The sequence below is a fragment of the Dactylosporangium aurantiacum genome, from assembly GCF_000716715.1.
Classification (GTDB): domain Bacteria; phylum Actinomycetota; class Actinomycetes; order Mycobacteriales; family Micromonosporaceae; genus Dactylosporangium; species Dactylosporangium aurantiacum.
Genome location: NZ_JNYJ01000083.1, coordinates 1 through 21687, shown reverse-complemented (window position 1 = coordinate 21687; position 21687 = coordinate 1). Strand labels below are relative to the sequence as shown.

The window sequence follows — 21687 nt, the reverse complement described above, 5'->3', positions numbered from 1 at the left end:
AAGCACACGCGTTCTTCCGCAACAGAACCCACGACCAGAACCTCACCACCGCAGCGCCCTGGACCTCACCCTGGCTGCCCGAGGGTTACGGACAGAACTATTGATCAGGCGCTTAGAAGTTGCCCGCCGAGTTGCACTTGTAGCCCTGGTCGAGGCAGTCCCGGACCCGCCGGGCCAGCTCCTCGGGCTCCCACGCGTTGAAGAAGTCCGCGTGCATCGAGTAGCCGTTGCCGGACGACAGCGTGATCCCGGTCGTGTTGGTGTTCAGCGGGTACGCGATGACGAACGACACCGAGGGGATCGGCACCGGGTGGGTCTTCGGGCAGGCGCCGGTGTAGTCGCCGTTGGCCATGTGCGACTTGTGGTCGGGGCTGTCCAGGTGCACGCCGTCCCAGCAGTCGGGGAACGTGATCTGGCGGACCAGCTCGGCCGTCGGGGCGCAGACCGGGTACTCGCCGTCGGGGGTCCGGCCGGTCGCCCCGCCGATGCCCGCGCACCAGAAGTGGTTGCCCTGCTTGTCGGGCGTGTCCGTCTGGGTCTTCGCGTCACCGGCGATCATGCGCAGGCCGAGCGGGAACGGCTGGGTCCTGCTCGGGTCCTTCAGCCGCGAACCGTAGTAGACGGTGACCGCGCCCTTCGGGTCGACGACCTTGCCGTTCTGGTACAGCGTCGGGATCCAGTACGCCGAGTGGTCGCCCGTCGGGTTGCAGGTCGTGTTGCCGGCGAACAGGCTCTCCGCGGTGGAGTTGGCGTCGGTGGTCCTGTTGCCGAAGAACGTGTGGTTGTGCGCGGCGCCGGCCAGCCCCGGGAAGACGATCGGGTCGTCGTTGTTGTGGTGGCTCACCGTGCACTGCGCGTTGAACTCGGGGACCTTCACCGGGTTGTTGGTGACCGGTTTCGGCTTGCGGGCGAAGAACGCCGCGGTGTCCGCGGCCTGCTTCGCCGGGTCGACGGCCGGCCAGCCGGTCTGCGGCGCCGGCGGCGTGCTCGTCGGCGGCTTCGTCGCGCCACCGGTGGCCCCGCCGGTGCCCGCGCCGGTCGGGGAGCCGGGCACCGTCGCGGTCGGGGTGCGCGTGAACTGCAGCCAGTTGACGTTGACGAAGTCGCCCGCCTGGTCGCTGCGGAGCACGACGAAGACGGTCTGCCTGCCGGTCAGCGCGGTGGCGCTGACCGCGGTCTTCGTGGTCCACGCCTGCCAGCCGCCGGTGTACCCCACCGGGTAGCTCGCGATGAGCTCGCCGGTCTGCGTGCCGGCGCGCAGTTCGACGGTGCCGCCGGCGCGGCTGGCCGCGGCGACCCGGACGCCGGCGGTCAGGGAGCCGGTGCCGCCGAGGTCGACGCCGTCGTAGCGCATCCAGTCGCCGTCGGCGAGCCAGCCGACGTTCTTGCCGCCGCCGGTGTCGCCGGTGTTCTCGGTCCTGGCGCCGGACTGCGCGCTCCACGCCTCGGCCTGGACCAGGCCGGTGGTGTCGGACTGTTCGGCGCCCGCGGTGGTGGTGACGATGACGGTGGTGGCGACCGCGCCGACCACCGGCACGGCGAGGAGCGCGAGCAGGGTGCGTCGTCTGGTCTGCCGCTGGGTCGGCATGAGCCCTCCGGTAGCGATCGGTTGAGCGAGCACCGCGACCGTAGGCAGTGGGAGAGCGCTCTCTCAAGCGTTCCCGGGAGATATAAGTCGAACGTAAAGGTGGCCTAAAGCTCGGTCACGACCCGCAACGCGTGCGTCACGGTGTCGGCCATCGCCGCCCTCGCCGCCTTCAGGTAGCGACGCGGGTCGACCACGGCGGCGTCCCGCAGGGCCGAGCGGACCGCGCCGGTGAACGCGATGTTCAGCGCCGTACCGATGTTGATCTTCACCAGTCCGCCCCGGACGGCCGTGCGCAGCTCGTCGTCCGGCACGCCCGACGAGCCGTGCAGCACCAGCGGCACGGTGATCGCGTCGCGCAGCCGGGCGATGAGCGCGTGGTCGAGCGCCGCCGTCCGGCTCGTCATCGCGTGGCTCGACCCGACCGCGACGGCGAGCGCGTCGACGCCGGTCGCCTCGACGTACGCCGACGCCTCCGCCGGGTCGGTGCGCACCCCGGGCGCGTGCGCCCCGTCCTTGCCGCCGACCTCGCCGAGCTCGCTCTCCACCCAGATCCCGGCGGCGTGCCCGCGGGCGGTCGCCGCCCTGGTCGCCGCCACGTTCGCGGCGAACGGCAGCCGGGAGGCGTCGTACATCGCCGAGCCGAACCCGTGCGCCGCCGCCTGGTCGAACAGCTCGTCGTCCTCGACGTGGTCCAGGTGCAGCCCCACCGGGACCGCGGCCAGCTCTGCGACCCGGCGGGCGGCCGCCGCGATCGGCCCGAGCCGCCCGCCGTGAAACTTCACCGCGTTCTCGCTGATCTGCAGCACCACCGGGTGGCCCGCGGCCTCCGCGCCGGCGACGATCGCCTCGGCGTGCTCGACGGTGATGACGTTGAACGCGCCGACACCGACGCCCGCCGCCCGTGCGGCCTCGACGATCTCACCCGTGGGGCTGAACATGGACCCGTTCCTTCGTTGCTCGGTAGTGGTTGACGTCGATCTCGCCGGCGACCGGCGCGACGACCGCCGCGGCGGCCAGGGCGACCGCGTCGGCGAGCAGCCGCGGCCACGGGGTGCCGTCGCGCAGGCCGCGGGCGATGGCCGCCGCGCACGCGTCGCCGGCGCCGGTCGGGTTGCCGGTGACGACCTCCGGCGGTGCGGCCCGCCACGCCCCCTGCGGCGTGCGCGCGATCAGTCCGCGCGGCCCGTGCGACTCGACGACCGCCGAGTCCGTGGGGCCGAGCGCGCGCAGCTCGTCGGCGTTGGGCTTGACCACGTCCGGGCCGGCGGCGGCGCCGAGCCGCAGCGCCGCACCGCTCGTGTCCAGCACGCTGCGGCAGTCGTACCGCCGAGCCAGGCGGACCAGCTGCGCGTAGGCGTCCACCGGCAGCCCCTGCGGCAGCGACCCGGACAGCACGACCACGGCGGCGCCGCGCACCAGGTCCGTGTAGAGCGTCCGGAACGCGGCCCACTCCTCGCCGGTGACCACCGGTCCCGGCTCCCACAGCCCGGTCGCGTCGACGCCGTCCAGCACCGTCACGGTCCGCCGGGTCTCGCCGGCGATCGTGGTGAACCGGTGCGGAGGGCGGGTCCTCGCCGCGACGGCGGCGCCCGTGGCACCACCGAGCAGCCCGGTGGCGAGGACCGGCTCGCCGAGCGCGTGCAGCACCCCGGCGACGTTGAGCCCCTTGCCGCCGGCCCGCTCGGCCACCTGACCGACGCGGTGCGTGGCGTGCGGCACCAGCGCGTCGACGGTGTACGTCAGGTCCAGCGCGGGGTTCAGCGTCACCGTGACGATCATGGTTGGGTCAGGATCACGGAACGGGTCAGCAGCCGCGGCCGGTCCGGGTCGAGCCCCTTGTGCGTGGCGAGGGCGACCGCGAACCGCTGCGCCAGCACCAGCTGGGCGAGGGGGTCCAGGCCGTTGCGCACCGGTGTCGCGCCGGCGCCGCGGACCGTCTCGTCGAGGGCGCCCGGCACCGCGCCGAACGCCCAGACCAGGCTGTGCTCCCCGGCCACGGCGACCGGGCCGTGCCGGTAGTCCATCGCCGGGTACGACTCCGCCCACGCCTGCGCCGCCTCGCGCACCTTCAGCGCCGCCTCGTGCGCCAGGCCGACGGTCCAGCCGGTGCCCAGGAACACCAGGTGCGCCGTGGCCGCCGGGTCGCCCGGCAGGTCCGCGGCCAGCGCGGCCTCGCCGTCGGCGACCAGGTGCGACAGGTCCTCGCCGTACGCGTGCCGGGCCACCGCCAGCAGCGTCGTGGGGAACCGGGTCTGCACGACGCTGCGCTCGTCGGCGAAGTCGAGCAGGATCCGCTCGTCGACGAGCCCGTCGACCGGCTCGCCGGTCACCGCCGTCACCGCCACCCGGTGCGTGCCCGCGGGCACCTGCCGCAGCGCCTCGAGCACCTCGGTCGACGTGCCCGACCTGGTGAGGGCGATGACCCGGTCGTACCGGCGGCGCGGCACGAACTCCGAGGCGCACACGGCGTCGGTCTCGCCGAAGCCGGCGGCCTCGCGCAGCTCGGCCAGGCTCTGCGCCATGAACCACGACGTGCCGCAGCCCAGCACCAGCACCCGCTCCCCGGGTGCGGCCAGCGCGGCGCCGTCGACGTCCAGGGCCCGCGCCCACGTCTCTGGCTGGCTGGCGATCTCCTTCGCGGTGTCCGTCATGCGCCCAGGGTTGCGCGTTTCCTGTTCGTGTCACAAGGTATCTTGCTCAAGTGGACATTCTGAACTGCACGTTTGTCGCGTCGTGAGCCGTCGCCGCGCCGAGCGTGTCGCCGCGATCCTGTCCCGGGTCTCCGGCGACGGCGCCATCGACGCCGGTGACCTCGCCGCCGAGTTCGGCGTGTCGACCGCGACGATCCGCCGCGACCTGCAGAGCCTCGAGGACCAGCAGCTGCTCGCCCGCACCCACGGCGGCGCGGTCGCGGCGTCGCCGTCGCTCGCCGTCGCGGAGCTGCCGGTCCGCTACCGCGCCGGCCAGCACCGCGAGGCGAAGGCGCGCATCGCCCGGCGGGCCTTCGAGCTGCTCCCGCACGGCCCGCTGACCATCGGCCTGACCGGCGGCACCACCACCCACCTGCTGGCCCGGCTGCTGGCCACCCGGGTCGACCTCACCGTCGTCACGAACGCCGTCAACATCGCCGCCGAGCTGGCGCTGCGCCCCCGCCTGAAGCTGATCATGACCGGCGGGGTGACCCGGACGCAGTCGTACGAGCTGGTCGGCCCCATCGCCGACCGCACCCTCGACGGGCTGCACCTGCAGGTGGCGGTGATCGGCGTGGACGGCATCACCGCGGCGGGCGGCCTCACCACCCACGACGACGTCGAGGCCCACACCAACGCCACCATGCTGCGCCGCGCCGAGCGGGTGATCGTGGTGGCGGACGGCTCGAAGACCGGCCGCAACTGCCTGGCCGCGATCGCGCCCCTGGCGTCGGTGTCCGTGCTGGTCACCGACGCCGGCGCCGACCCCGCCGAGCTCGAGGCGATCCGCCTGGCGGGGGTGTCCGTGGTGCAGGCCTGACGGCTGCCGTGGTGCATGCCCGGCGGCTCAGGGGGTCGGGCGGTCCGCCCACGTCGCCGGGTCCGCCGGGTGCTGCCCGACCCGCACGGCCTCGGCCAGCAGCGTCAGCACCGGCACCTGGTACGTCCCGGTGCCGGACAGCGTGACCGTCAGCCCGTTACAGTCGGGGAACTCCACGCTCGGGCGGAACCGGTCGTCGGTGAACACGCGCGCCGGCCGGCCGCTGATCATCAGGGTGCCCGGCGACGGCGACGGGTCGCTGCCTCTCATCACGATCTCGGCGCGGTCGACGGTGTTCTCGCCGACCCAGAGCCGCGAGAACAGCAGCCTGCCGGGCAGGTCCACGCCGGCGAGCGTGGTCTCGCAACCGAGCAGCCGGGCGCCGGCCGGCAGGGTGCTGAGCTGGATCGGGGTGGTGCACCGCAGGGTGGTGTCCAGCCGGACCCGGGCCCTGACCCGCGCGACGTCGTCGGCCGGGACACCGCGGCTGTACACCTGGGCCCACACCCCGGGGGCGGGCTGCCAGCGCTCGTGGACGGGCTCGCCCGGGCCCCGCTCCAGCAGGTCCTCGTCGAGCAGTGCGGCGTCCTTCGTCAGCGACACCCGGTAGCCGGCGCCGTCCCGCCTGAACGAGATCGTCTCGATCCCCGCGGTGGAGCGCCAGGTGGTGTACGGGGAGTCGACGGCGAACCAGTCGACCGTGAAGTGCAGCAGCGACGGGTCGGTGCCGACCTTCGACGGGTCGGCCGCCCCGCCGGCGGTGACCGGCGGGGGCACGGACCAGCCGCCCGGCGGCGGGTGCAGCGTCCAGTCGAGGTCCGCCGGCGACGCCGAGGCGGAGGCGCCCGGGGCGGTGGGCGGGGCGGGGGACCGGTACGCGGCGGCGCCGGCCGCGACGACCGTGACGGTCACGGCGGCCGCGGCGCAGCGCACCGCGTAGGTCCTGGCCCGCAGGCGCCGCCCGCGGCGGGCGGCGGCGCCGGCGAGCACGTCGGTGTCCACGACGCCGCCGGCGTGCTCGCCGAAGGCGGCCGCCAGGTCCTGCTCGAGCTGGTCGTTCATCGGGCGCTCCTCGGAAGGTCGTCGGGGACGGGACGGTGGCGGGTGCGCAGTGTGGTCAGGCCGCGCAGCGCGGTGGTCCGGACGGTGGTGGTCGTGCAGCCGAGGATCTCGGCGATCGCGGCGTCGTCGAGGTCCTCGTAGTAGCGCAGGACCAGCACCGCCCGCTGGCGGACCGGCAGGGCGAGCACCATCCGCCACAGCTCGTCGCGGGCGGCGACCGCGGTGCCGATGTCCTCGGCCGCCGCGGGCCCGCCGGCCGGGGTCGGCTCGGCGGCGGCGACCTCCCGGCTGGAGCGCCGCCGCCACCAGGAGCTGTTGGCGTTGACGAGCATCCGCCGGACGTACACGTCGGGGCGTTGCGCCGCGGCCACCTGGCGCCAGTGCACGAACGCCTTGGCCAGGACCTCCTGGACCAGGTCGTCCGCCCGGTGCTCGTCGCCGGTGAGCAGCCGGGCGAAGCGCACCAGGGCGGCGCCCCGGCTGTGCACGAACTCCTCGAATGTCACGTCCAACAGACGCTCCCACGCGCACCGGATGTTCTGCCCGGTGGAGGAAAACCTTCAGCGGCGCGCGTGCCGCAGCCGCACCAACCCGAACGCGACCGCGAACAGGGCCAGCGCGGCGGCCGCGACCAGCGGCGCCGGCGGGCCCGCCGGGTGGCCGCCGGCGGCGCGCAGCGCCCCCATGTAGTCCAGCGCCGCGACGTCGTTGATCACCAGGTACCACAGCGCCGTGTAGACCGCCTGGAACGTCCGCGGCGCGCCGGTCAGCGTGCCCAGGGTCAGCGCGAGGGCCGGCACGAACAGCGCGCCCGCGGTCCACGCGGCCAGGCCCGGCCCGTCGCCGGTGACCAGCATCCTGGCCGCCGGGACCGCACCGGTCGCGGCGGTGAGCAGTACCCCCGCCGCCCACTCGGCGACCAGTCGCCGGCGCGGCGCCGGATAGGCCGCCAGGATCGCCGCCGCCTCACGGCGAGTCCCCAGGCCGGACCAGAGCAGCACCGGCCAGATCCACCCGAGCGCCAGGGCCGGCCCGGGCGGCGCGGCCAGGCCCGCCAGGCCCAGCAGCGCCGCGCCCGCCCACCACCACCATGGCGCGCCCCGCACCAGGATCCGGACCTCGGCGGCGAGCAGCCGGCCGGTCGCGGACCCCGCGACCGCCGCCGTCCGGGGCGGTCCTGTGTAGACGGTGTGCGGCTCCGGCAACGACCGGGCGCCCGCCGCCCGGCCGGCGGTGTCGAAGCGGTGGAACCACAGCGCCGGCAGCAGCGCCACCGCCACCGCGAGCAGCGTCACCGCCGCCCGCTGCGCGACGAACCCGGCGTCCAGCGGCAACCCCGGCCACCGGAACGTCCGCAGTGGACGGTCGACGTACATGAGCCCCAGCCCGAACGAGCCGGCGGTCGCCGGCATCGTGCCCGCCAGCTGCCCGACCCCGAGGCCGCCCAGCGGCGCGGACGCCGACTGGCCCCCGATCACGCCGGCCATCCAGACGAACAGCCACAGCACGTTGCCGAAGCCCGAACGCAGCACCGGCGTCGCCTCGAACAGCAGCGCCGCCGCGGCGGTCACCGCCAGCATCGGCACCGCCAGGAACACGAACGGCGCCAGCAGGGCGAGGGGGTCCACGGTGCGCGACTCGCCGCGCAGCAGCTGCAGCGCCAGCGCGGTCACCGCCATGGTCCCGGCCATCGAGCCGAGCACCAGCAGGTTGCTGGCGAACTTGCCGGCCAGGTACACCGGCGTGCGCAGCGGACCGGCCGCGAGCAGCTGCCCGACGCCGGTGCGCTCGTCCCGGGCGACGGCGTCGCGCACCAGGTAGAACCCGACGAGCGTGAGCCACAGGGCGCTGGTCAGCGCCGTCACCAGGCCGACGTACCCGCTGGTGTAGAGGCCACGGGCGCCGCCGGCGTCGAGCACCACCCACCGCGAGCCGGCCGGCGGCACCGCCAGCCGGCCCAGGCCGACCGCCGAGATCAGCATCACCAGGTACGCGGGGCGCCGCACCCGCTCGCGGAAGTCGGCCACCGCCAGCGCCCCGAGCGCGCTCACGCTGCCACCTGCGTCCTGGAGCGGTGCACGACGGCGAGGTACGCGTCCTCCAGATCGGGGGCGACCGGCGTCGCGTCCGGTGCCGGCCGGTGCGTGGCGAGGACCCGCACCCTGACGTGCCCGGCGGCGCGGATCAGCCGGGTCACGGGCAGCCGCCGCTGGACGGCGGCCAGCTCCGCCGGCGGCACCGCCAGCTCCCAGACGTGCCCGGCGACGCCGCGTACGAGGCCGTCCGGCTCGCCGTCGAAGCGGACCCGCCCGCCGGTGACGACGACGATCCTGGTCGCGACCGACTCGACGTCGGAGACGATGTGCGTCGACAGCAGCACCGTCCGGTCCGCGGACAGGTCGCTGAGCAGGTTGCGGAAGCGCACCCGCTCCTCGGGGTCCAGGCCCGCCGTCGGCTCGTCCACCACGATGATCCGCGGGTCGGCGAGCAGCGCCTGGGCGATCCCGATGCGTCGCAGCATGCCGCCGGAGTACCCGCCGAGGGGCCGCTTCGCGGCGTGCGCGAGGTTGACCAGCTCCAGCAGCTCGCCGATGCGCGCCTTCGCCGAGCGCCCCGAGATCCCGCGTACGGCCGCCAGATAGGTGAGGAACTCCAGGCCCGTCAGGTGCGGGTACACGCCGAAGTCCTGCGGGAGGTAGCCCAGCGCGCGGCGCAGCGGGCCCGGCCTGGCGACCGCGTCGGCGCCGTCGAAGCGCACCTGCCCGCCCGTCGGCCGGGTCACCGTCGCCGCGATCCGCAGCAGCGAGGACTTCCCGGCCCCGTTGGGCCCCAGCAGCCCGGCCAGACCCGGCCCGAGGCGCAGCGTCAGGCCGTCCACGGCGCGCTTGCGACCGTCGTAGACCTTCGTGATGTCGATCAGTTCGAGCATGCCCCCAGCGTCGCGATCCGCGGCCCGGCGCACATCTGCCGAACGGCAGAGCCGGTGCCCCCCACCGCCGCCGCGGATGTCGTAGCCTGTTGCCCTTCCACGGGAGGAAAACCCATGTCCATGCCGCTCCAGCAGCAGTATCAGACGGCGCAGCTCACCCCTTGCCGCTTCTGCAACAACGTCCCCACCGCGCAGACCAAGTTCCGCGGCCACCGGGGCATGATCATCATGATGCAGTTCCGCCACGTCGACGGACCGTTCTGCCGCGACTGCGGCATGGCCACGTTCCGTGAGATGACCTCCAAGACCCTCATCCAGGGTTGGTACGGCTACGCGTCGTTCGTCATCACGCCGTTCATCGTGCTGTGGAACATCATCAACCGGGGCAAGGTCGCCAGCCTCGCGCCGCCGCAGCCGTCGCCGTACGGTGGCGCCCGCCAGCCGATGAACCCCGGCAAGCGGCTGCTCGCCCGGCCCATCAGCATCATCGGCCTGTGCGTGCCGTTCATCCTGATCTTCGGGCTGATCCTGGTGATCGCCCTGTCCGGCGACGCCTGAGCCTCTTCAACCGGCTGGCAGGTGGCAGGTCACCTGCCAGCCGGTGGCGTGCGGGCCGGCGGTGAGGTCGCCGCCGAGGGCGGTGACCCGCTCGTGCAGGCCGGCGAGCCCGGTGCCGCCGCCGTTGGTCCGCGGCCCGCTCGGCTTCGGCCCGCCGCCGTTGTCCCGTACCTCCAGCTCGACCCTTTGTGGTTGCCGCCGCACGCGCACGGTCACCGTCACCACGGTGGCGGCCGGGGCGTGGCGGCGGACGTTGGTGAGGGCTTCGACCACCACGTGGTAGGCGGCCTTGCCGGCCTCTCCCGACATTGCGGGTATTTCTGGCATGTCGAGTTTTGCGGTGGTCGTACCGGTGGACGAGAAGCGCCGCACCACGTCGGGCAGGTCGCCGATGCCGTGGACCCGCTGCGACACCGCGCCGCGCAGGGTGCCGACCATCCGGTCCATGGCCTCCAGCGCGCGCAGCCCCGCGGCCTCGATGTCGGCCAGCCCCGCCGCCTGCGCCGCGACCACGATCCCGGTGACCTCGTGCGCGACCAGGTCGTGCAGGTCCCGGGCGAGGTCCAGCCGGTGCTCCCGGCGGGCCCGCTCCTGCGCCAGCCGCCGCCGGTGGTCACCCAGCCGCAGGTGGAGTCCGGCCCCGACGGCGCACACCGCCACCGCGAACGCCGCCGCCACCAGCAGCACCGTCGCCTCGACCCGGTCCCCGGGCACGTGCAGCGACATCCGCGCCGGCAACGCGGTCACCGCCACGCCGACCACCGCGACGGCGTACGCCGGCCCGCGCCGCGCCAGCACCACCAGCAGCACGGTCAACGCCACGAACTCGAACGGCGCCCACACCGCGGGCGGCTGCGGCGGCCCCTGGTACACCACGTCGGCCAGCACCGAGACCAGCGCCGCGGCGACCGCCGGCCGGGCCGAACGGGCCAGGACCGCGACCGCCACCACGGCGACCGCGGCAACGGCCGGCACGATCCCGGCGGCCCCGGTCAGCGGCAGCCCGCACAGCCCGAGCAGCCCGACGGCCACCAGCAGCAGGACCCGCCTGACGGTCACGGCGCCACGGTGCCCGTGTCCCACGCCCACACGGCGATGCCCACCCGGTTGCGGACGCCGAGCTTGCGCTGGATCGCGGCCACGTGCGTCTTCACCGTCCCCGCCGAGATGAACAGCTCCGCCCCGATCTCCGCGTTCGTCCGCCCCGCCCCGACGTGCGCCGCCACCTCCAGCTCCCGCTCGGTGAGCGCCTCCACCGGCTTCGCACGTTCCGGCCGCGGCCCGGTGACGTGCCGCAGCAGCCGTACCGTGATCGACGGGCTGATCAGGCTGTCCCCGGCGTACGCGGCCCGCACCGCCTCCGCCAGCAGCGCCGGCCCGGACCGCTTGAGCAGGAACCCGGACGCCCCGTCCCGCAGCGCCGGGTACACGTACTCGTCCAGGTCGAACGTCGTGACCACCACGACCCGCGTCGGCCCCCCGGCGAGGTGCCTGGTCAGCGTGAGCCCGTCCATCCGCGGCATCCGGATGTCCACCAGCGCCACGTCGGGCACCAGCTCCCGCGCGAGCCGCAGCGCCTCGACCCCGTCACCGGCCTCGGCCACGACCTCGATCCCGTCCTCGGCACCGAGAATCCGCCGCAGTCCGTCCCGCACCATCTGCTGGTCGTCGGCGATGAGCACACGGATGGTCACACCTCAGCAGCCTAGATGCGCCCACCCCGTCGACGGCACGCTCATGACGGTGGTCGAACGCCGGCATCGTCCTGCACCCAGCGGCTCATGTGCTGATGGACGACCGCCCGCACGTCCTCGACCCGCTTCCGCCGGCCTCGCTCAGTCGAAGCGAGGCGTTCAGGCAGCCAGTTCGGCGGCGCCGAAGGAGACGGAGAAGCGTTTGCACCAGATGGTGACCGAGCGCAGGCCGGTCAGGTCGGTGCCGGCGGGGATCGCGTACACCTGGTCGCCCTTGTTGCCCTTGAGTTTGCCGAGTTCGACGTAGCGGCCGTCGTCGAAGAGCTGCCAGCCGGAGCGGCCCGCGACGACCTGCTGGTCGGTGAGCCAGACGCGCAGGTCGGGGCCGTCGGAGGTGTTCAGGGCCGCGATCTCCAGGCGGTGGGTGCCGTCGGGGAGGCGCAGCAGCCGGACGGTGCCGGACGTGTCGTGCTCGTGGGTGATGAACGAGCCCTGGGACACGACGACCGGCACCGCGGCCGACGTCGAAGCCGCCGAAGCCGCCGAAGACGCGGGAGAAGAGGTGGTGACGGCGGTGTCGGTCAGCGTCTCGTTGACGGTGGTGTCGGTGAAGAGGCGCCACGGCGCGAACCAGTACAGGCCGAACGCCACGCCCGCGGTGAGGGCGGCGGCCACGAGCCAGGTGATCGGTCTGCGTGTCATGGGACCGAGTGAACCGGGTCCGCCGGATCGTGGCCAGGTGTTCGCGCTTACCGGCTGCTTACGGTTGTGGCGGACCGCAGGGTGGCGGCGAGGAACGCCTCCCAGGTCCCGGTGCCGGTGGTCGCGCCGGGGCGGGCCAGGTTCTCGCCGGCACGGTACGCCCGGCCCGCGGCGCCCGGCAGGCGGACCGGCAGGAGGGGACGGCGCCGGCCCGTCGCGCGCAGGTAGGTGCGGGTGAGCTCGGCGAGGTCGTAGGTCCGCGGGCCGGCGAGGTCGGGCACCAGGCCGGCCGGCGCGCCGAGGGTCAGCTCCACCAGGCGCGCCGCGACGTCGTGCGCGTCGACCGGCTGGAAGCGCAGGCCGCGCGGGGCCGGGATCACCGGCAGCCGGGCCAGCTTCGACACCACGGTGTACGCGAGGTCGTGCAACTGCGCCACCCGCACAGTCGTCCACGGCACCGCGGTGACCGCCTCCTCGGCGCCGCGCTTGGCGCGGAAGTACCCGATCGGCATGGTGGGGGCGCCGATGACGGAGATCAGGACCAGGTGCCGGACGCCGGTTTCGGCCGCCGCCTGTACCAGGTGCCGGGTGGCCACGTCGTCGCCCTTCGGGCCGCCGGCCAGGTGCAGGACGGTGTCGCAGCCGCGTACCAGGGCGGCGGTGTCCCGGCCGTCCAGCAGGTCGCCGGTGACGTGCTCGACGCCGTCGGCGGGCCGGCCGCCGCGCCGGGTGAGCACGCGCACGGTGTGGCCGGCGTCGCGCAGCAGCGGCACGACGAGCCGGCCGATGGTGCCGGTGCCGCCGGTGACCAGCGTGGTCGATGTCATGTCGGGCTCCTCGGGTTCGTGGGTCTGCCGCTGAGACCCGCGAGGACCGGCGAATGTGACAGCAGCGCCCAGGGCGCGCGGCGGCCGACCGTCAGTCGCCGTCGCGGCTCTGGTACGCGGCCCGGCTGGCCTCGATGTGCGGCACGTGCTCGATCGCCCAGCCGGCGAGGGCGAGCGCCGGTGGGATCAGGCTCTTGCCGGTCGGGGTCAGCGTGTACTCGACCCGCGGCGGGACCTCCGCGTAGACCTGCCGGGCGACCAGGCCGTCGCGCTCCAGGCGCCGCAGGGTCAGCGTCAGCATGCGCTGCGAGATGCCCGGGATCTGCTGGTGCAGGTCCGTGAAGCGCAGGGTGCCCCGGTCCAGGGTGGCCACGATCAGCAGCGTCCACTTGTTGCAGATCTGGTCGAGGATCGCGCGGATCGTCCGGCCGCCGTCGCCCCGGATCATGCAGGTGTGCTCGTACTGCGACATGACAGCCCCTTGTGCCTCACGAACAGCGGTGTGCCTTTTGTACGCCCTCCGATAGTGCCGCATCATCTGGTCACTTACGAGTGGTAACCATCCTGGTGGAGGCGTCATGGAGATCGCGTACTGGATCGTCGGCGGGCTGCTCGCGGTGTTCTACCTGTACGCGGGCGGCAAGAAGGTCGCCCAGAGCCAGGAGCGGCTGCTGCCGATGATGGGCTGGGTCGACCGGGTACCGATGCCGCTGGTCAGGACGATCGGGGCGCTGGAGGTGCTCGGTGCGGCCGGGCTGATCCTGCCGCCGCTGACCGGGATCCTGCCGGGGCTGGCGGTGGCCGCGGCCGTGGGGCTCGTGCTCATCCAGGTCGGGGGCATCGCGGTGCACGTGTCGCGGGGCGAGGCCCGGCTGATCGGGCTCAACATCGTGCTGCTGCTCACCGCCGCCGCGGCCGCCTGGCTCGGCACCACCTGGCACTGACCACCGGCGCGCCGCCGGACCGCCGGAACGGCGCGCCGGCCCGACAGGCTCGGCAGGCTCGGCAGGCCCGGCAGGCCCGGCAGTTCAGTGCAGCGTCACCTTCAGCAGCACCATGACGACACCGAAGGCGCCGGCGACCGCCGCGGACACCAGCCGCTCCAGCGGGGTGAGCTGGCCGTGGCGGCCCGCCTCCCAGCCGGCCACGCACAGCAGCAGCGCGCTGCAGACCAGCGCCGAGATCACCGCGGTCCGCAGCGCGACCCCCACCGCGGTCAGCCCGACCAGCACGGCCGCCGGCAGCGTCGAGGCGGTCACGATCTCCCAGCCGGTGGTCAGTTGCAGCCGGACCTCGCGCGCGTGCAGCCGCCGGCGCTCGTGGATGCGTTGGGCCACGATGCGGGCGTACCGCTCGGCGCTCCAGTAGACGACGAGCGTGACCAGCACGGCCGCGATGACCGCGCCGGCCGACGCCGCGTGGGACGAGGCCATGACGGCCGCGCCGATGATGACGCCGTACACGCCGGCGGTGGTGCTCTCCTCGGTGGGTCCGGTCACCCGGAGCCGGTGCCCGAGCGGATGGTGCCGGCGCGGTCCTCGCCACATCTGCGTTCACCGTCCTGATCGGCTGCGGAAGCCCGCCGTCGCGCCTCCCCCTCGGCGGGCGAGGGCGGGGCGTGGTGGCGGGTGAAGCGTGGGTGGTGGGACGAACGAGGAGGCAGTGATGGCGACGTTTTCAGCGCGGCACGGCGACGCGCCGCGCCGTGGGGTCGTGCAGGGGTCGTCGGGGGTGGCGGCCGTACCGTTCTGGCAGACCCTCGCCGTGGGGGTGGTCACGGCGCTGTTCGGCATCGTCGTGCTGGCCTGGCCCGGGGAGACGCTGCGGGTCCTCGGGGCGCTCGTCGGCCTGTGGCTGGTGGTCGCGGGTGTCATGCGGGTCGCGGCGGCGCTGGCCGAGCAGCAGGGGATGGGGCGGCGGCTGCTGATCGGGGTGGTGGGTGCCGCGATGGTCGTCGGCGGCGTCGCGTGCCTGCGCAACGTCGCCACCGGGGTGATGGTCCTCGCGTTCATCGTCGGGCTGGCCTGGTTGCTGACCGGCATATCGGAGATCGGCGTCGGGCTGATGGCGCACGGCAGGCTGCGGACGTGGCTGGTCACCGTCGGCGTCGTGTCGCTCGTCGCGGGGCTGGTGTTCGTGCTGTGGCCGGGCGCGTCGCTCACCGCGATCGTGCTGCTCACCGGGGTCAGCGCCCTGGTGATCGGGTGCGTGGAGGTCGCGTTCGCGTTCATCATGCGCCGGGACGCGGCGGCCCTTGCGTGAACGGGCGTGCCAGCGGCACAAGGCGAAGCGACGGCGGGTGCACAGGGAACCGCCGTCGCTTCGCGCTACTTCGAGTCCGACTTGCGGGACCGGCCCGCCGGCGTCTTCGCCGGTGGCTCGGTGCCGGCCGCCGGCTCCTCGCCCTCCAGGACCTTCATGATCCTCGGCGCGAGCGCCTCGGCCAGCGCCGGTGCGAGCGCGTCGGCCAGCACTCCGGCGAGGGCCTCGGCCACGAGCAGCCGCTCCAGCATCGGACCGCCGGAACTGCGTGCCATGGTGGCCCGTACGCCGTCGAGCAGGCCGCCGGGCAGCGCCGCATGGACCCGGCCGGCCGCCTTCGCCGGCTGTCCCTGTTCGGCGTGGTCGAGGATCTCCAGGATCAGCTCGTCGATCAGCGCCTCGACCTGCTGCGGTTGATCGGGTTCGCCAGCCGCCACGATGGGTGCCTCCCTCCTTCACATCAGCGGGAACGCCCGTCCCCCCGGCCGGGGGACGGGCGCTGCCGGGTGGATCAGTCGCGGGCCATCAGCGCGGCCAGCAGGAGCGGATGGTCGACGATGTTGCGGCCCCGCCGCTTGCGGGAGGCGAGGGCCATGAGCAGCAGCGGATGGTCCATGATGCCGCCCTCGTCCTCGTCCCGGCGGCGCCTGGCGAGGGCGGCCAGCAGGAGCGGGTGCTCGATGATGCTGCTCTCGCCGTCCTCGTCGCGGCGGCGACGGGCGAGCGCGGCGATCAGCAACGGGTGCTCGAACAGGGTGTCACCGCGCTCCTCGCGGCGGGACATGAGGGCCGCCAGCAGCAGCGGCTGCAGCGACCCCTCGTCGCCCTCCCGCTCGGACACCTCGGAGCGGTTGCGTTCGGCGGTGGAACTGGTCACGGAACACTCCCTTTGATCAGCGGACACGTGTTCTTTCCGCCTCCACGATCCGGCCGGGGACGCCGCGCCGACGCCACCCGGCCGGCATGAGCGCGCCGCCGCCGGCCCTGGACGGCCTGTGGTGCAATCGTCCGCGTGACCGTTGCGATCCTCGCCCGTGGGCAGAACACGGCGCTGCCACCCGCGGCGTCGTACAGCGTCGTGGTCAGCCACGCGGCCGGCCCGGAGGTGGACCTCGTCGCGTTCCTGCTCGACGAGGACGGCCGGGCGCCCGGCGACGCGGCGATGGTCTTCTACAACCAGCCCGACGGCGCCGGGGCGCGCTGGTCGCCGCCGGAGACCGCCGGCGGGGTGACCCGGCACCGCCTCGACGTCACGCCCGGCGGGTGGGCCGGCACGACCGCCCGGGTCCGCATCGGCCTGACCGTCGCGGGTGGCACGTTCGCCGGCGTACCGGGGCTGCGCGCGGCACTGCACGGTCCCGCCGGTGAGCTGTACACCCTGGACCTCGGCAGGCCGGACGTCCAGGACGCGCTCATCGTCGGCGACGTCTACCGGCACCGCGACGCGATCAAGGTGCGCTGCGTCGGCGACGGCTTCACCGACGGCCTGCGCGGGCTGATCACCGACGTCGGCCTGACCGTCGACGACGAGCCCCCGGTGCCCGCCCAGCCGGTGGTGACGCTGACGAAGGCGCGGCAGATCAGCCTCGCCAAGCCCGCCGCCGGGGCGTCCAGCGTCGACCTGCGCAAGTACGCCGTCGCCGTCTCCCTCGTCAAGAGCGGCCTGGACGCGCGCACGTTCCGGGTGGTCCTCGCCATCGACTGCAGCGGCTCGACGAAGAAGCTGTTCCGCAGCGGCGTCATGCAGCGCTCGCTGGAGCGGATGGTCGTCATCGCCGACCTGCTCGACGACAACGGCGAGATGGAGGTCTGGTTCTTCGGCGACTACCCGGTGCGCTCGGCGCCGGTGCGGGTCGCCACCGCCGCCGACTACCTGGACCGGCAGGCCGCCGACAAGAAACGCGCCGAGGGCGGCAACTTCGAGCCCCGGGTCATGAAGGAGATCCTGGACTGGACGGCGGCCGAGCCGTCACCGCACCCGACGCTGGTGCTGTTCTGGTCCGACGGTGGCGTGCACGCCGAGAAGCAGATCACCGAGCTGCTGGTCCGCGCCAGCAACCGTCCGGTGTACTGGATGTTCCTGGGCCTCGGCGTTGCCGACTACGGTGTCCTCGCCCGGCTGGACGACGTCCGGGGCGGCGTCGTGGACAACGCGGGGTTCCTGCCGATCGACGACATCGACCTGCTGTCCGACGACGACCTGTACGGCCAGATCTTCGGCACCTTCGTCAGCCGCTGGCACAGCGCCGCGACCGCGGCCGGCATCGTCACCTGACCGGCAGCACCGCGTCGTAGGAGGCGGCGTGGTCGTGCCCGCAGCCGCACTGCTCGGCGGTCTCCAGCAGGAACGCGCGCACCGAGGTGCCCGTCAGCCGCCGGCACTCCCGGTCCAGGTGCGAGTGGTCCGCGTACCCGTGGTCGGTGGCGAGCCGGGCCAGGCCGCCGTCGCCGGGATCCCGGCCCTGCGCGATGGCCCGCTGCGCGGCGGCCAGCACGCCCTGGAACCGCAGCAGCCGGTGCAGCGTCTTCGGTGGCATCCCGACCGCGGCCAGGCAGCGCCGGCGCAGGCTGCGCTCGGAGACCCGTAACGCCGCCGTCAGCCCCGCCACTCCGCCCGGGCCGGCGTGCCCCGGCATCCCGTTCGGGCCGGCGTACCCCGCCGCCTTGTTCGGGTCGGCGTACCGGGGCATCAGCAGACGGACCGCGGCGGCCACCAGCGGGTCGGGCGTGTCGCCGCGGCCGGCCACGTGCGCCTGCAGCGCGGCGAGCGCCAGCCGCGGCGTCGGCGCGGCGGCGACCCGCGCGGCGGCGGCCGCGCCCCAGAACGCGTCCGCGCCGACCTCGCGACCGGCGACCTCGGACGCGGGCATGCCCAGCACCGCCGGCGCCGCACCCGGCCGCAGCCGCAGCCCGACCACGGTCGTGCCCGGTGCCAGCACCCGCGTGACCGGCTCGGTGAGCGGCCCCAGCACCACCGGCGCGCCGCCCACCCGGCAGATCAGCTCCGCGCTGCCGTTGGGCACGTGCCGGTGCCGCCACGGCGCGCCGCCGGGCTCGACGCGCTGCACGTACACGGCGCTGACGAGCCCGGCGAGCGCCGGGTCCGGCAGCCGTTCCACGAAGCTGTGCGCGGCACGGGGCACGGGTCCACCGTACTGGCCGATTTGTTCAAGCGCGGCCCGCGCGCCCGTCCGTACCGTCGACGGCATGACACAGGTCAAGGCCGCCGGCTGGGCGGCGCTCGCCGGCGCCGTCGAGGAGGTGGCGCTGCCGCCGTCGGCCCGGTACGAGACGCTGCGCCGGCCGGCCGACCCGCGGTTCGACCACGTGCGCCCCCTGGCGGTGGTGCGCTGCGCGACCCCGGACGGCGTGGCCGCGGCGATCAGGTTCGCCCGCGACGCGGGGCTGCCCGCGGTGCTGCGCGGCGGCGGCCACGACTTCGCCGGCCGGTCCACGACCACCGGCATCGTGATCGACCTCGCGCCGATGGACACCGTCACGGTGACCGGCGGCACCGCCCGCGTCGGCGCCGGGGCCAGGCTCGGCCACGTCTACGACGCCCTCGCCGCCCACGGCCGCACCGTCCCCGCCGGCTGCGGACCGGACGTCGGCATCGCCGGGCTGACCCTCGGCGGCGGGCTCGGCGTCCTCGGCCGCCGCCACGGGCTCACCTGCGACCAGCTGCTGGCCGCCGAGGTCGTGCTCGCCGACGGGCGGGTCGTCACCTGCGACGAGCACACCCACCCCGACCTGTTCTGGGCGCTGCGCGGCGGGACCGGCCGGTTCGGCGCCGTCACCGCGTTCACGTTCGCGACCGTACCGGCGCCCGCGCTGCACAGCTTCCGCCTCACCTGGCCGGGGCGGAGCGCGCCGGCGCTGCTCGAAGCGTGGCAGGCGTGGGCACCGGCCGCCCCCGACGACGTCGCCGCGAGCCTGCACCTGGTGGTCCCGGCCGACCCCGCCCGGCCGCCGCACGCCACCGTGGTCGGCACCCTCGCACTGCGACCCGGCCTGCTCGACGACCTCGTCGCCGCGGTCGGCCGGCCGCTGTCCGACGAGCGCCGGCGCGCCACGCACCGCGAGACGAAACGGATCCTGGCCGCCGCCGATGAGGGCCTTCGCGGGGCGTACACCTGGATGAGATCGGGATTCGTCGGCCGCGCGCTGCCCGGTGACGCGGTCGCCGCGCTGACCCGGCACCTGTTCGACGGGCGCCGGCCCGGGCAACGGCGCATGCTGGACCTCATGCCGATGGGGGGCGCCTACAACCGGGTGCCGGCGCAGGCCACCGCGTTCGTGCACCGTGCCGAGCTGTTCCTGCTGCAGCACATCGTCGCCGCGGACCCGGGGGACTCGTCCGCGGCGCTGGACTGGCTGGCCGGGTCCGACCGGCTGGCGGCGCCGTGGCGCTCCGGCGGCGTGTACCAGAACTTCCCCGACCCTGACCTGCCCGACGCCGCCGCGGCGTACTTCGGCGCCAACCTGCCGCGGCTGCGTCGGGTCAAGGCTCAATACGACCCCGACGGTATTTTCGGTCTCTACGCTTGAGGAGTTCGCATGGCTGCTGTCCCGCCCGTCGTCGACCTGGAGACCTGGCGCAAGGAGCTCGCCGCGCTGCGCGTGCGCGAGAAGGCCGCCACGAAGGAGCTCGACGCGATCGCCGCCCAACGCCGCCGGCTCCCCGCGGTCCGCATGCCCGACTACACGCTCGCCGGCGCCGACGGCCCGGTCCGGCTCGTCGACATCTTCGAGGGCAAATCGCAGCTCATCGTGTACAACCACATGTGGAACCCGGACGCGGAATGGCAGTGCGGCGGCTGCACCAGCTTCACGTCGTCCTTCACCCGCCTGGACTTCCTCGCCAACTACGACGCCCGCTTCGTCATCGTCACCCAGGGCCCCATCGACGCCGCCCTCGCCTACGCCAAACGCGTCGGCAACACGATGACCTGGTACTCCACCGCCGACAGCCCGTTCGGCGCCGACGTGGACGCCCCACCCGGCGGCGGCTTCGCGGTCAACGTCTTCCTCCGCGACGGCGACACCGTCTACCGCACCTGGCACACGTCCGGCCGCGGCACCGAGCAGCTCACGTACACCTTCGCCCTGGTCGACATCCTCCCGTACGGCCGCCAGGAGGAGTGGCAGAACTCCCCGGAGGGCTGGCCCCAGGGCCCGGCGTACAGCGGCTGGCTCGACTCGCCCGACGTGGCCCGCCTGTACGGCACCGGCTGACGACCGTGGCCGAGGTCGACTACGACACCGAGCTGCGACGCTACGCCACGGTGCTGCGGCAGGCCTGGTCCGTCCGCCCCACCGACCGGGTCCTGGACATCGGCTGCGGCGCGGGCACCACCACCCGCGACGCGGCCCGGCTGGCCTTTGACGGCAGCGCTCTAGGCATCGACCTGGTCGCGCCGGCCCCCGCCGACCTGCCCAACCTCACGTTCGTCCAGGGCGACGCGCAGACGTACCCCTTCCCCACGGCAGCGTTCGACCTGGCGATCAGCCGCTTCGGCACGATGTTCTTCGCCGACCCGGTCTCCGCCTTCGCCAACATCGCCCGTTCCCTGCGTCCAGGCGGCCGCCTGGTGATGCTGGTCTGGCAGGCGTACGAGCACAACGCGTGGTCGACGTCGCTGCACGGCGCTCTGGGTACATCGCCGCTGCAGTCGGCGTTCTCACTCGGCGATCCCGCGCTGACCACTTTGCTGCTGTCCTCGGCGGGCTTCGTTGACGTGCGGTTCACCGACGTGGCCGAGCCGGTGTACTACGGCCCTTCGGTGACGGCGGCGCTGACCTGGGTGCGGCGGTTCGCAGCGGTGCGGCACCTGGACGAGGCTGCGCTGGAGGGGGCGCTGGACCGGTTGCGGGAGATGCTGGCGGCCCACCTGGGTGATGACGGGGTGTGGTTCGACGCGCGCGCTTGGCTGGTCACCGCTCGCCGGTGACCGGTGCTGTGGCCTTACTTGGCCTTACTTGGCCTTCGCGGCCCTTGTGGCCGGTTCGACCTGGACGTGGACGGCCCGGTAAGCGTACCCGTCCTGGTCGGCCGGCTCGGCTTCGAACACGACTCGCTGGCCTTGGTGCAGAGCCCGGTACCCGTCCATCTGGATGGCGGAGAAGTGCACCCAGCACCCACCGGGCACCTCGGAACTGTCGATGACACCCCAACCTTCTTCGGGGTGAAAGACCCGCACGAACCCGACGCTCTGCATCCTCAAAGTCTGCTCCGCCGAGTGGACGATGCCGCTGACCTGGTGCCCCCGGCAGGATTCGAACCTGCGACACACGGTTTAGGAATTGGATCAGGCGGCTGGTCGGGATCGCCCTGACCAGCTCTGACCTGGCATTCCTTACCTTGCCCGGGGTGAGTTGCTGCCCTTGATTGTCCGTGGTTGACCGCTGTTACTGGCACGCGAATGGCACGCCATGCGCCCGCTTCAAGCTCCTCCGTGAACCTACGGAGTCGCGGCAGTACGGTTCAGTGAAGCCGGATTCGTTGCTACACAACGGTTTCAGCTTTGCTGAGGTCCGGCTCGGTACGGTCGGTTG

General features: G+C 74.0%; 26 protein-coding genes. 8 read left to right on the top strand and 18 right to left on the bottom strand.

The genetic code is table 11. The features are described 5' to 3' along the window. Nucleotides 1-112: 112 nt before the first annotated feature. The 4 genes from OP18_RS48430 to OP18_RS48415 form a co-directional block, all read right to left on the bottom strand. Nucleotides 113-1588, bottom strand: a complete 1476-nt coding sequence (locus OP18_RS48430; protein WP_033367190.1) for a DUF1996 domain-containing protein — start codon at nucleotides 1586-1588, stop codon at nucleotides 113-115. 104 nt (nucleotides 1589-1692) lie between these two features. Further along, a complete protein-coding gene (locus OP18_RS48425; RefSeq protein ID WP_033367188.1) occupies nucleotides 1693-2526 on the bottom strand; it encodes a class II fructose-bisphosphate aldolase in 834 nt (277 codons plus the stop codon). After that, nucleotides 2507-3355, bottom strand: a complete 849-nt coding sequence (locus OP18_RS48420; protein WP_245635791.1) for a 1-phosphofructokinase family hexose kinase — start codon at nucleotides 3353-3355, stop codon at nucleotides 2507-2509. The genes OP18_RS48425 and OP18_RS48420 overlap by 20 nt, the downstream gene beginning before the upstream one ends. A gap of 8 nt (nucleotides 3356-3363) precedes the next feature. Then, complete coding sequence (locus OP18_RS48415; protein WP_033367184.1) at nucleotides 3364-4239, bottom strand: SIS domain-containing protein; 876 nt, start codon at nucleotides 4237-4239, stop codon at nucleotides 3364-3366. Between the two features lie 82 nt (nucleotides 4240-4321). Here OP18_RS48415 and OP18_RS48410 point away from each other — a divergent pair, with 82 nt between their 5' ends. Continuing rightward, the gene (locus OP18_RS48410) at nucleotides 4322-5098 is read left to right on the top strand and encodes a DeoR/GlpR family DNA-binding transcription regulator (RefSeq protein WP_245635790.1); all 777 of its coding nucleotides are present in this window, start codon (nucleotides 4322-4324) and stop codon (nucleotides 5096-5098) included. A 27-nt stretch (nucleotides 5099-5125) separates the two neighbouring features. Here the strand turns inward: OP18_RS48410 and OP18_RS48405 are convergent, their stop codons facing one another. The 4 genes from OP18_RS48405 to OP18_RS48390 are packed head-to-tail and all read right to left on the bottom strand — an operon-like array spanning nucleotide 5126 to nucleotide 9089. Beyond that, nucleotides 5126-6160, bottom strand: coding sequence for a hypothetical protein (locus tag OP18_RS48405; RefSeq protein WP_033367182.1), 1035 nt, complete (start codon nucleotides 6158-6160; stop codon nucleotides 5126-5128). Then, nucleotides 6157-6666 carry a SigE family RNA polymerase sigma factor gene (locus OP18_RS48400; RefSeq protein ID WP_033367203.1) on the bottom strand — a complete coding sequence of 170 codons (510 nt, stop codon included), beginning with the start codon at nucleotides 6664-6666 and terminating at the stop codon, nucleotides 6157-6159. The genes OP18_RS48405 and OP18_RS48400 overlap by 4 nt, the downstream gene beginning before the upstream one ends. Before the next feature lie 54 nt (nucleotides 6667-6720). Next, complete coding sequence (locus tag OP18_RS48395) at nucleotides 6721-8211, bottom strand: hypothetical protein (RefSeq protein WP_033367180.1); 1491 nt, start codon at nucleotides 8209-8211, stop codon at nucleotides 6721-6723. Next, on the bottom strand, nucleotides 8208-9089 hold the full coding sequence (locus OP18_RS48390) for an ABC transporter ATP-binding protein (protein ID WP_033367178.1): 882 nt from the start codon (nucleotides 9087-9089) through the stop codon (nucleotides 8208-8210). The genes OP18_RS48395 and OP18_RS48390 overlap by 4 nt, the downstream gene beginning before the upstream one ends. Before the next feature lie 114 nt (nucleotides 9090-9203). On the opposite strand from OP18_RS48390, the gene OP18_RS48385 reads away from it, so the two are divergent. Continuing rightward, the gene (locus tag OP18_RS48385) at nucleotides 9204-9647 is read left to right on the top strand and encodes a hypothetical protein (RefSeq protein WP_033367177.1); all 444 of its coding nucleotides are present in this window, start codon (nucleotides 9204-9206) and stop codon (nucleotides 9645-9647) included. 6 nt (nucleotides 9648-9653) lie between these two features. On the opposite strand, the gene OP18_RS48380 is transcribed toward OP18_RS48385, so the two are convergent. From OP18_RS48380 to OP18_RS48360, 5 genes are all read right to left on the bottom strand, one after another. After that, nucleotides 9654-10706, bottom strand: a complete 1053-nt coding sequence (locus OP18_RS48380; RefSeq protein ID WP_052388486.1) for a sensor histidine kinase — start codon at nucleotides 10704-10706, stop codon at nucleotides 9654-9656. Beyond that, nucleotides 10703-11341: a response regulator gene (locus OP18_RS48375; protein ID WP_033367175.1), complete on the bottom strand. Its 639-nt coding sequence runs from the start codon at nucleotides 11339-11341 to the stop codon at nucleotides 10703-10705. Before OP18_RS48375 ends, OP18_RS48380 begins: the two co-directional genes overlap by 4 nt. Nucleotides 11342-11500: 159 nt before the next feature. Next, entirely contained in the window at nucleotides 11501-12043 is a 543-nt protein-coding gene (locus tag OP18_RS48370; protein ID WP_033367174.1) for a DM13 domain-containing protein, read from the bottom strand. Nucleotides 12044-12090: 47 nt separating this feature from the next. Then, a complete protein-coding gene (locus OP18_RS48365) occupies nucleotides 12091-12870 on the bottom strand; it encodes an SDR family oxidoreductase (protein ID WP_033367172.1) in 780 nt (259 codons plus the stop codon). 91 nt (nucleotides 12871-12961) lie between these two features. Further along, on the bottom strand, nucleotides 12962-13342 hold the full coding sequence (locus OP18_RS48360; protein ID WP_033367171.1) for a winged helix-turn-helix transcriptional regulator: 381 nt from the start codon (nucleotides 13340-13342) through the stop codon (nucleotides 12962-12964). A 106-nt stretch (nucleotides 13343-13448) separates the two neighbouring features. On the opposite strand from OP18_RS48360, the gene OP18_RS48355 reads away from it, so the two are divergent. Beyond that, entirely contained in the window at nucleotides 13449-13814 is a 366-nt protein-coding gene (locus tag OP18_RS48355; RefSeq protein ID WP_033367169.1) for a DoxX family protein, read from the top strand. Between the two features lie 84 nt (nucleotides 13815-13898). On the opposite strand, the gene OP18_RS48350 is transcribed toward OP18_RS48355, so the two are convergent. Then, entirely contained in the window at nucleotides 13899-14369 is a 471-nt protein-coding gene (locus tag OP18_RS48350) for a hypothetical protein (protein ID WP_033367199.1), read from the bottom strand. Nucleotides 14370-14535: 166 nt separating this feature from the next. Between OP18_RS48350 and OP18_RS48345 the strand changes: the two genes are divergently transcribed. Beyond that, nucleotides 14536-15132, top strand: coding sequence for an HdeD family acid-resistance protein (locus tag OP18_RS48345; protein ID WP_081971779.1), 597 nt, complete (start codon nucleotides 14536-14538; stop codon nucleotides 15130-15132). Nucleotides 15133-15197: 65 nt separating this feature from the next. Here the strand turns inward: OP18_RS48345 and OP18_RS48340 are convergent, their stop codons facing one another. After that, nucleotides 15198-15569, bottom strand: a complete 372-nt coding sequence (locus OP18_RS48340; protein WP_033367168.1) for a hypothetical protein — start codon at nucleotides 15567-15569, stop codon at nucleotides 15198-15200. Between the two features lie 74 nt (nucleotides 15570-15643). Next, the gene (locus OP18_RS48335; RefSeq protein ID WP_033367167.1) at nucleotides 15644-16009 is read right to left on the bottom strand and encodes a hypothetical protein; all 366 of its coding nucleotides are present in this window, start codon (nucleotides 16007-16009) and stop codon (nucleotides 15644-15646) included. A 135-nt stretch (nucleotides 16010-16144) separates the two neighbouring features. Between OP18_RS48335 and OP18_RS54200 the strand changes: the two genes are divergently transcribed. Next, entirely contained in the window at nucleotides 16145-17407 is a 1263-nt protein-coding gene (locus tag OP18_RS54200) for a VWA domain-containing protein (RefSeq protein WP_052388483.1), read from the top strand. Here OP18_RS54200 and OP18_RS48325 read toward each other — a convergent pair. Continuing rightward, the gene (locus OP18_RS48325) at nucleotides 17400-18275 is read right to left on the bottom strand and encodes a DUF6597 domain-containing transcriptional factor (RefSeq protein ID WP_033367166.1); all 876 of its coding nucleotides are present in this window, start codon (nucleotides 18273-18275) and stop codon (nucleotides 17400-17402) included. The genes OP18_RS54200 and OP18_RS48325 overlap by 8 nt on opposite strands. 64 nt (nucleotides 18276-18339) lie before the next feature. Here OP18_RS48325 and OP18_RS48320 point away from each other — a divergent pair, with 64 nt between their 5' ends. The 3 genes from OP18_RS48320 to OP18_RS58360 are packed head-to-tail and all read left to right on the top strand — an operon-like array spanning nucleotide 18340 to nucleotide 21083. Then, a complete protein-coding gene (locus OP18_RS48320; RefSeq protein ID WP_052388482.1) occupies nucleotides 18340-19680 on the top strand; it encodes an FAD-binding oxidoreductase in 1341 nt (446 codons plus the stop codon). 9 nt (nucleotides 19681-19689) lie between these two features. Beyond that, entirely contained in the window at nucleotides 19690-20367 is a 678-nt protein-coding gene (locus tag OP18_RS58365; RefSeq protein WP_033367165.1) for a DUF899 domain-containing protein, read from the top strand. 5 nt (nucleotides 20368-20372) lie between these two features. Next, on the top strand, nucleotides 20373-21083 hold the full coding sequence (locus tag OP18_RS58360) for a class I SAM-dependent methyltransferase (protein ID WP_033367164.1): 711 nt from the start codon (nucleotides 20373-20375) through the stop codon (nucleotides 21081-21083). 24 nt (nucleotides 21084-21107) lie between these two features. On the opposite strand, the gene OP18_RS48305 is transcribed toward OP18_RS58360, so the two are convergent. Then, on the bottom strand, nucleotides 21108-21350 hold the full coding sequence (locus OP18_RS48305; protein ID WP_033367192.1) for a cold-shock protein: 243 nt from the start codon (nucleotides 21348-21350) through the stop codon (nucleotides 21108-21110). Nucleotides 21351-21687: the final 337 nt, after the last annotated feature.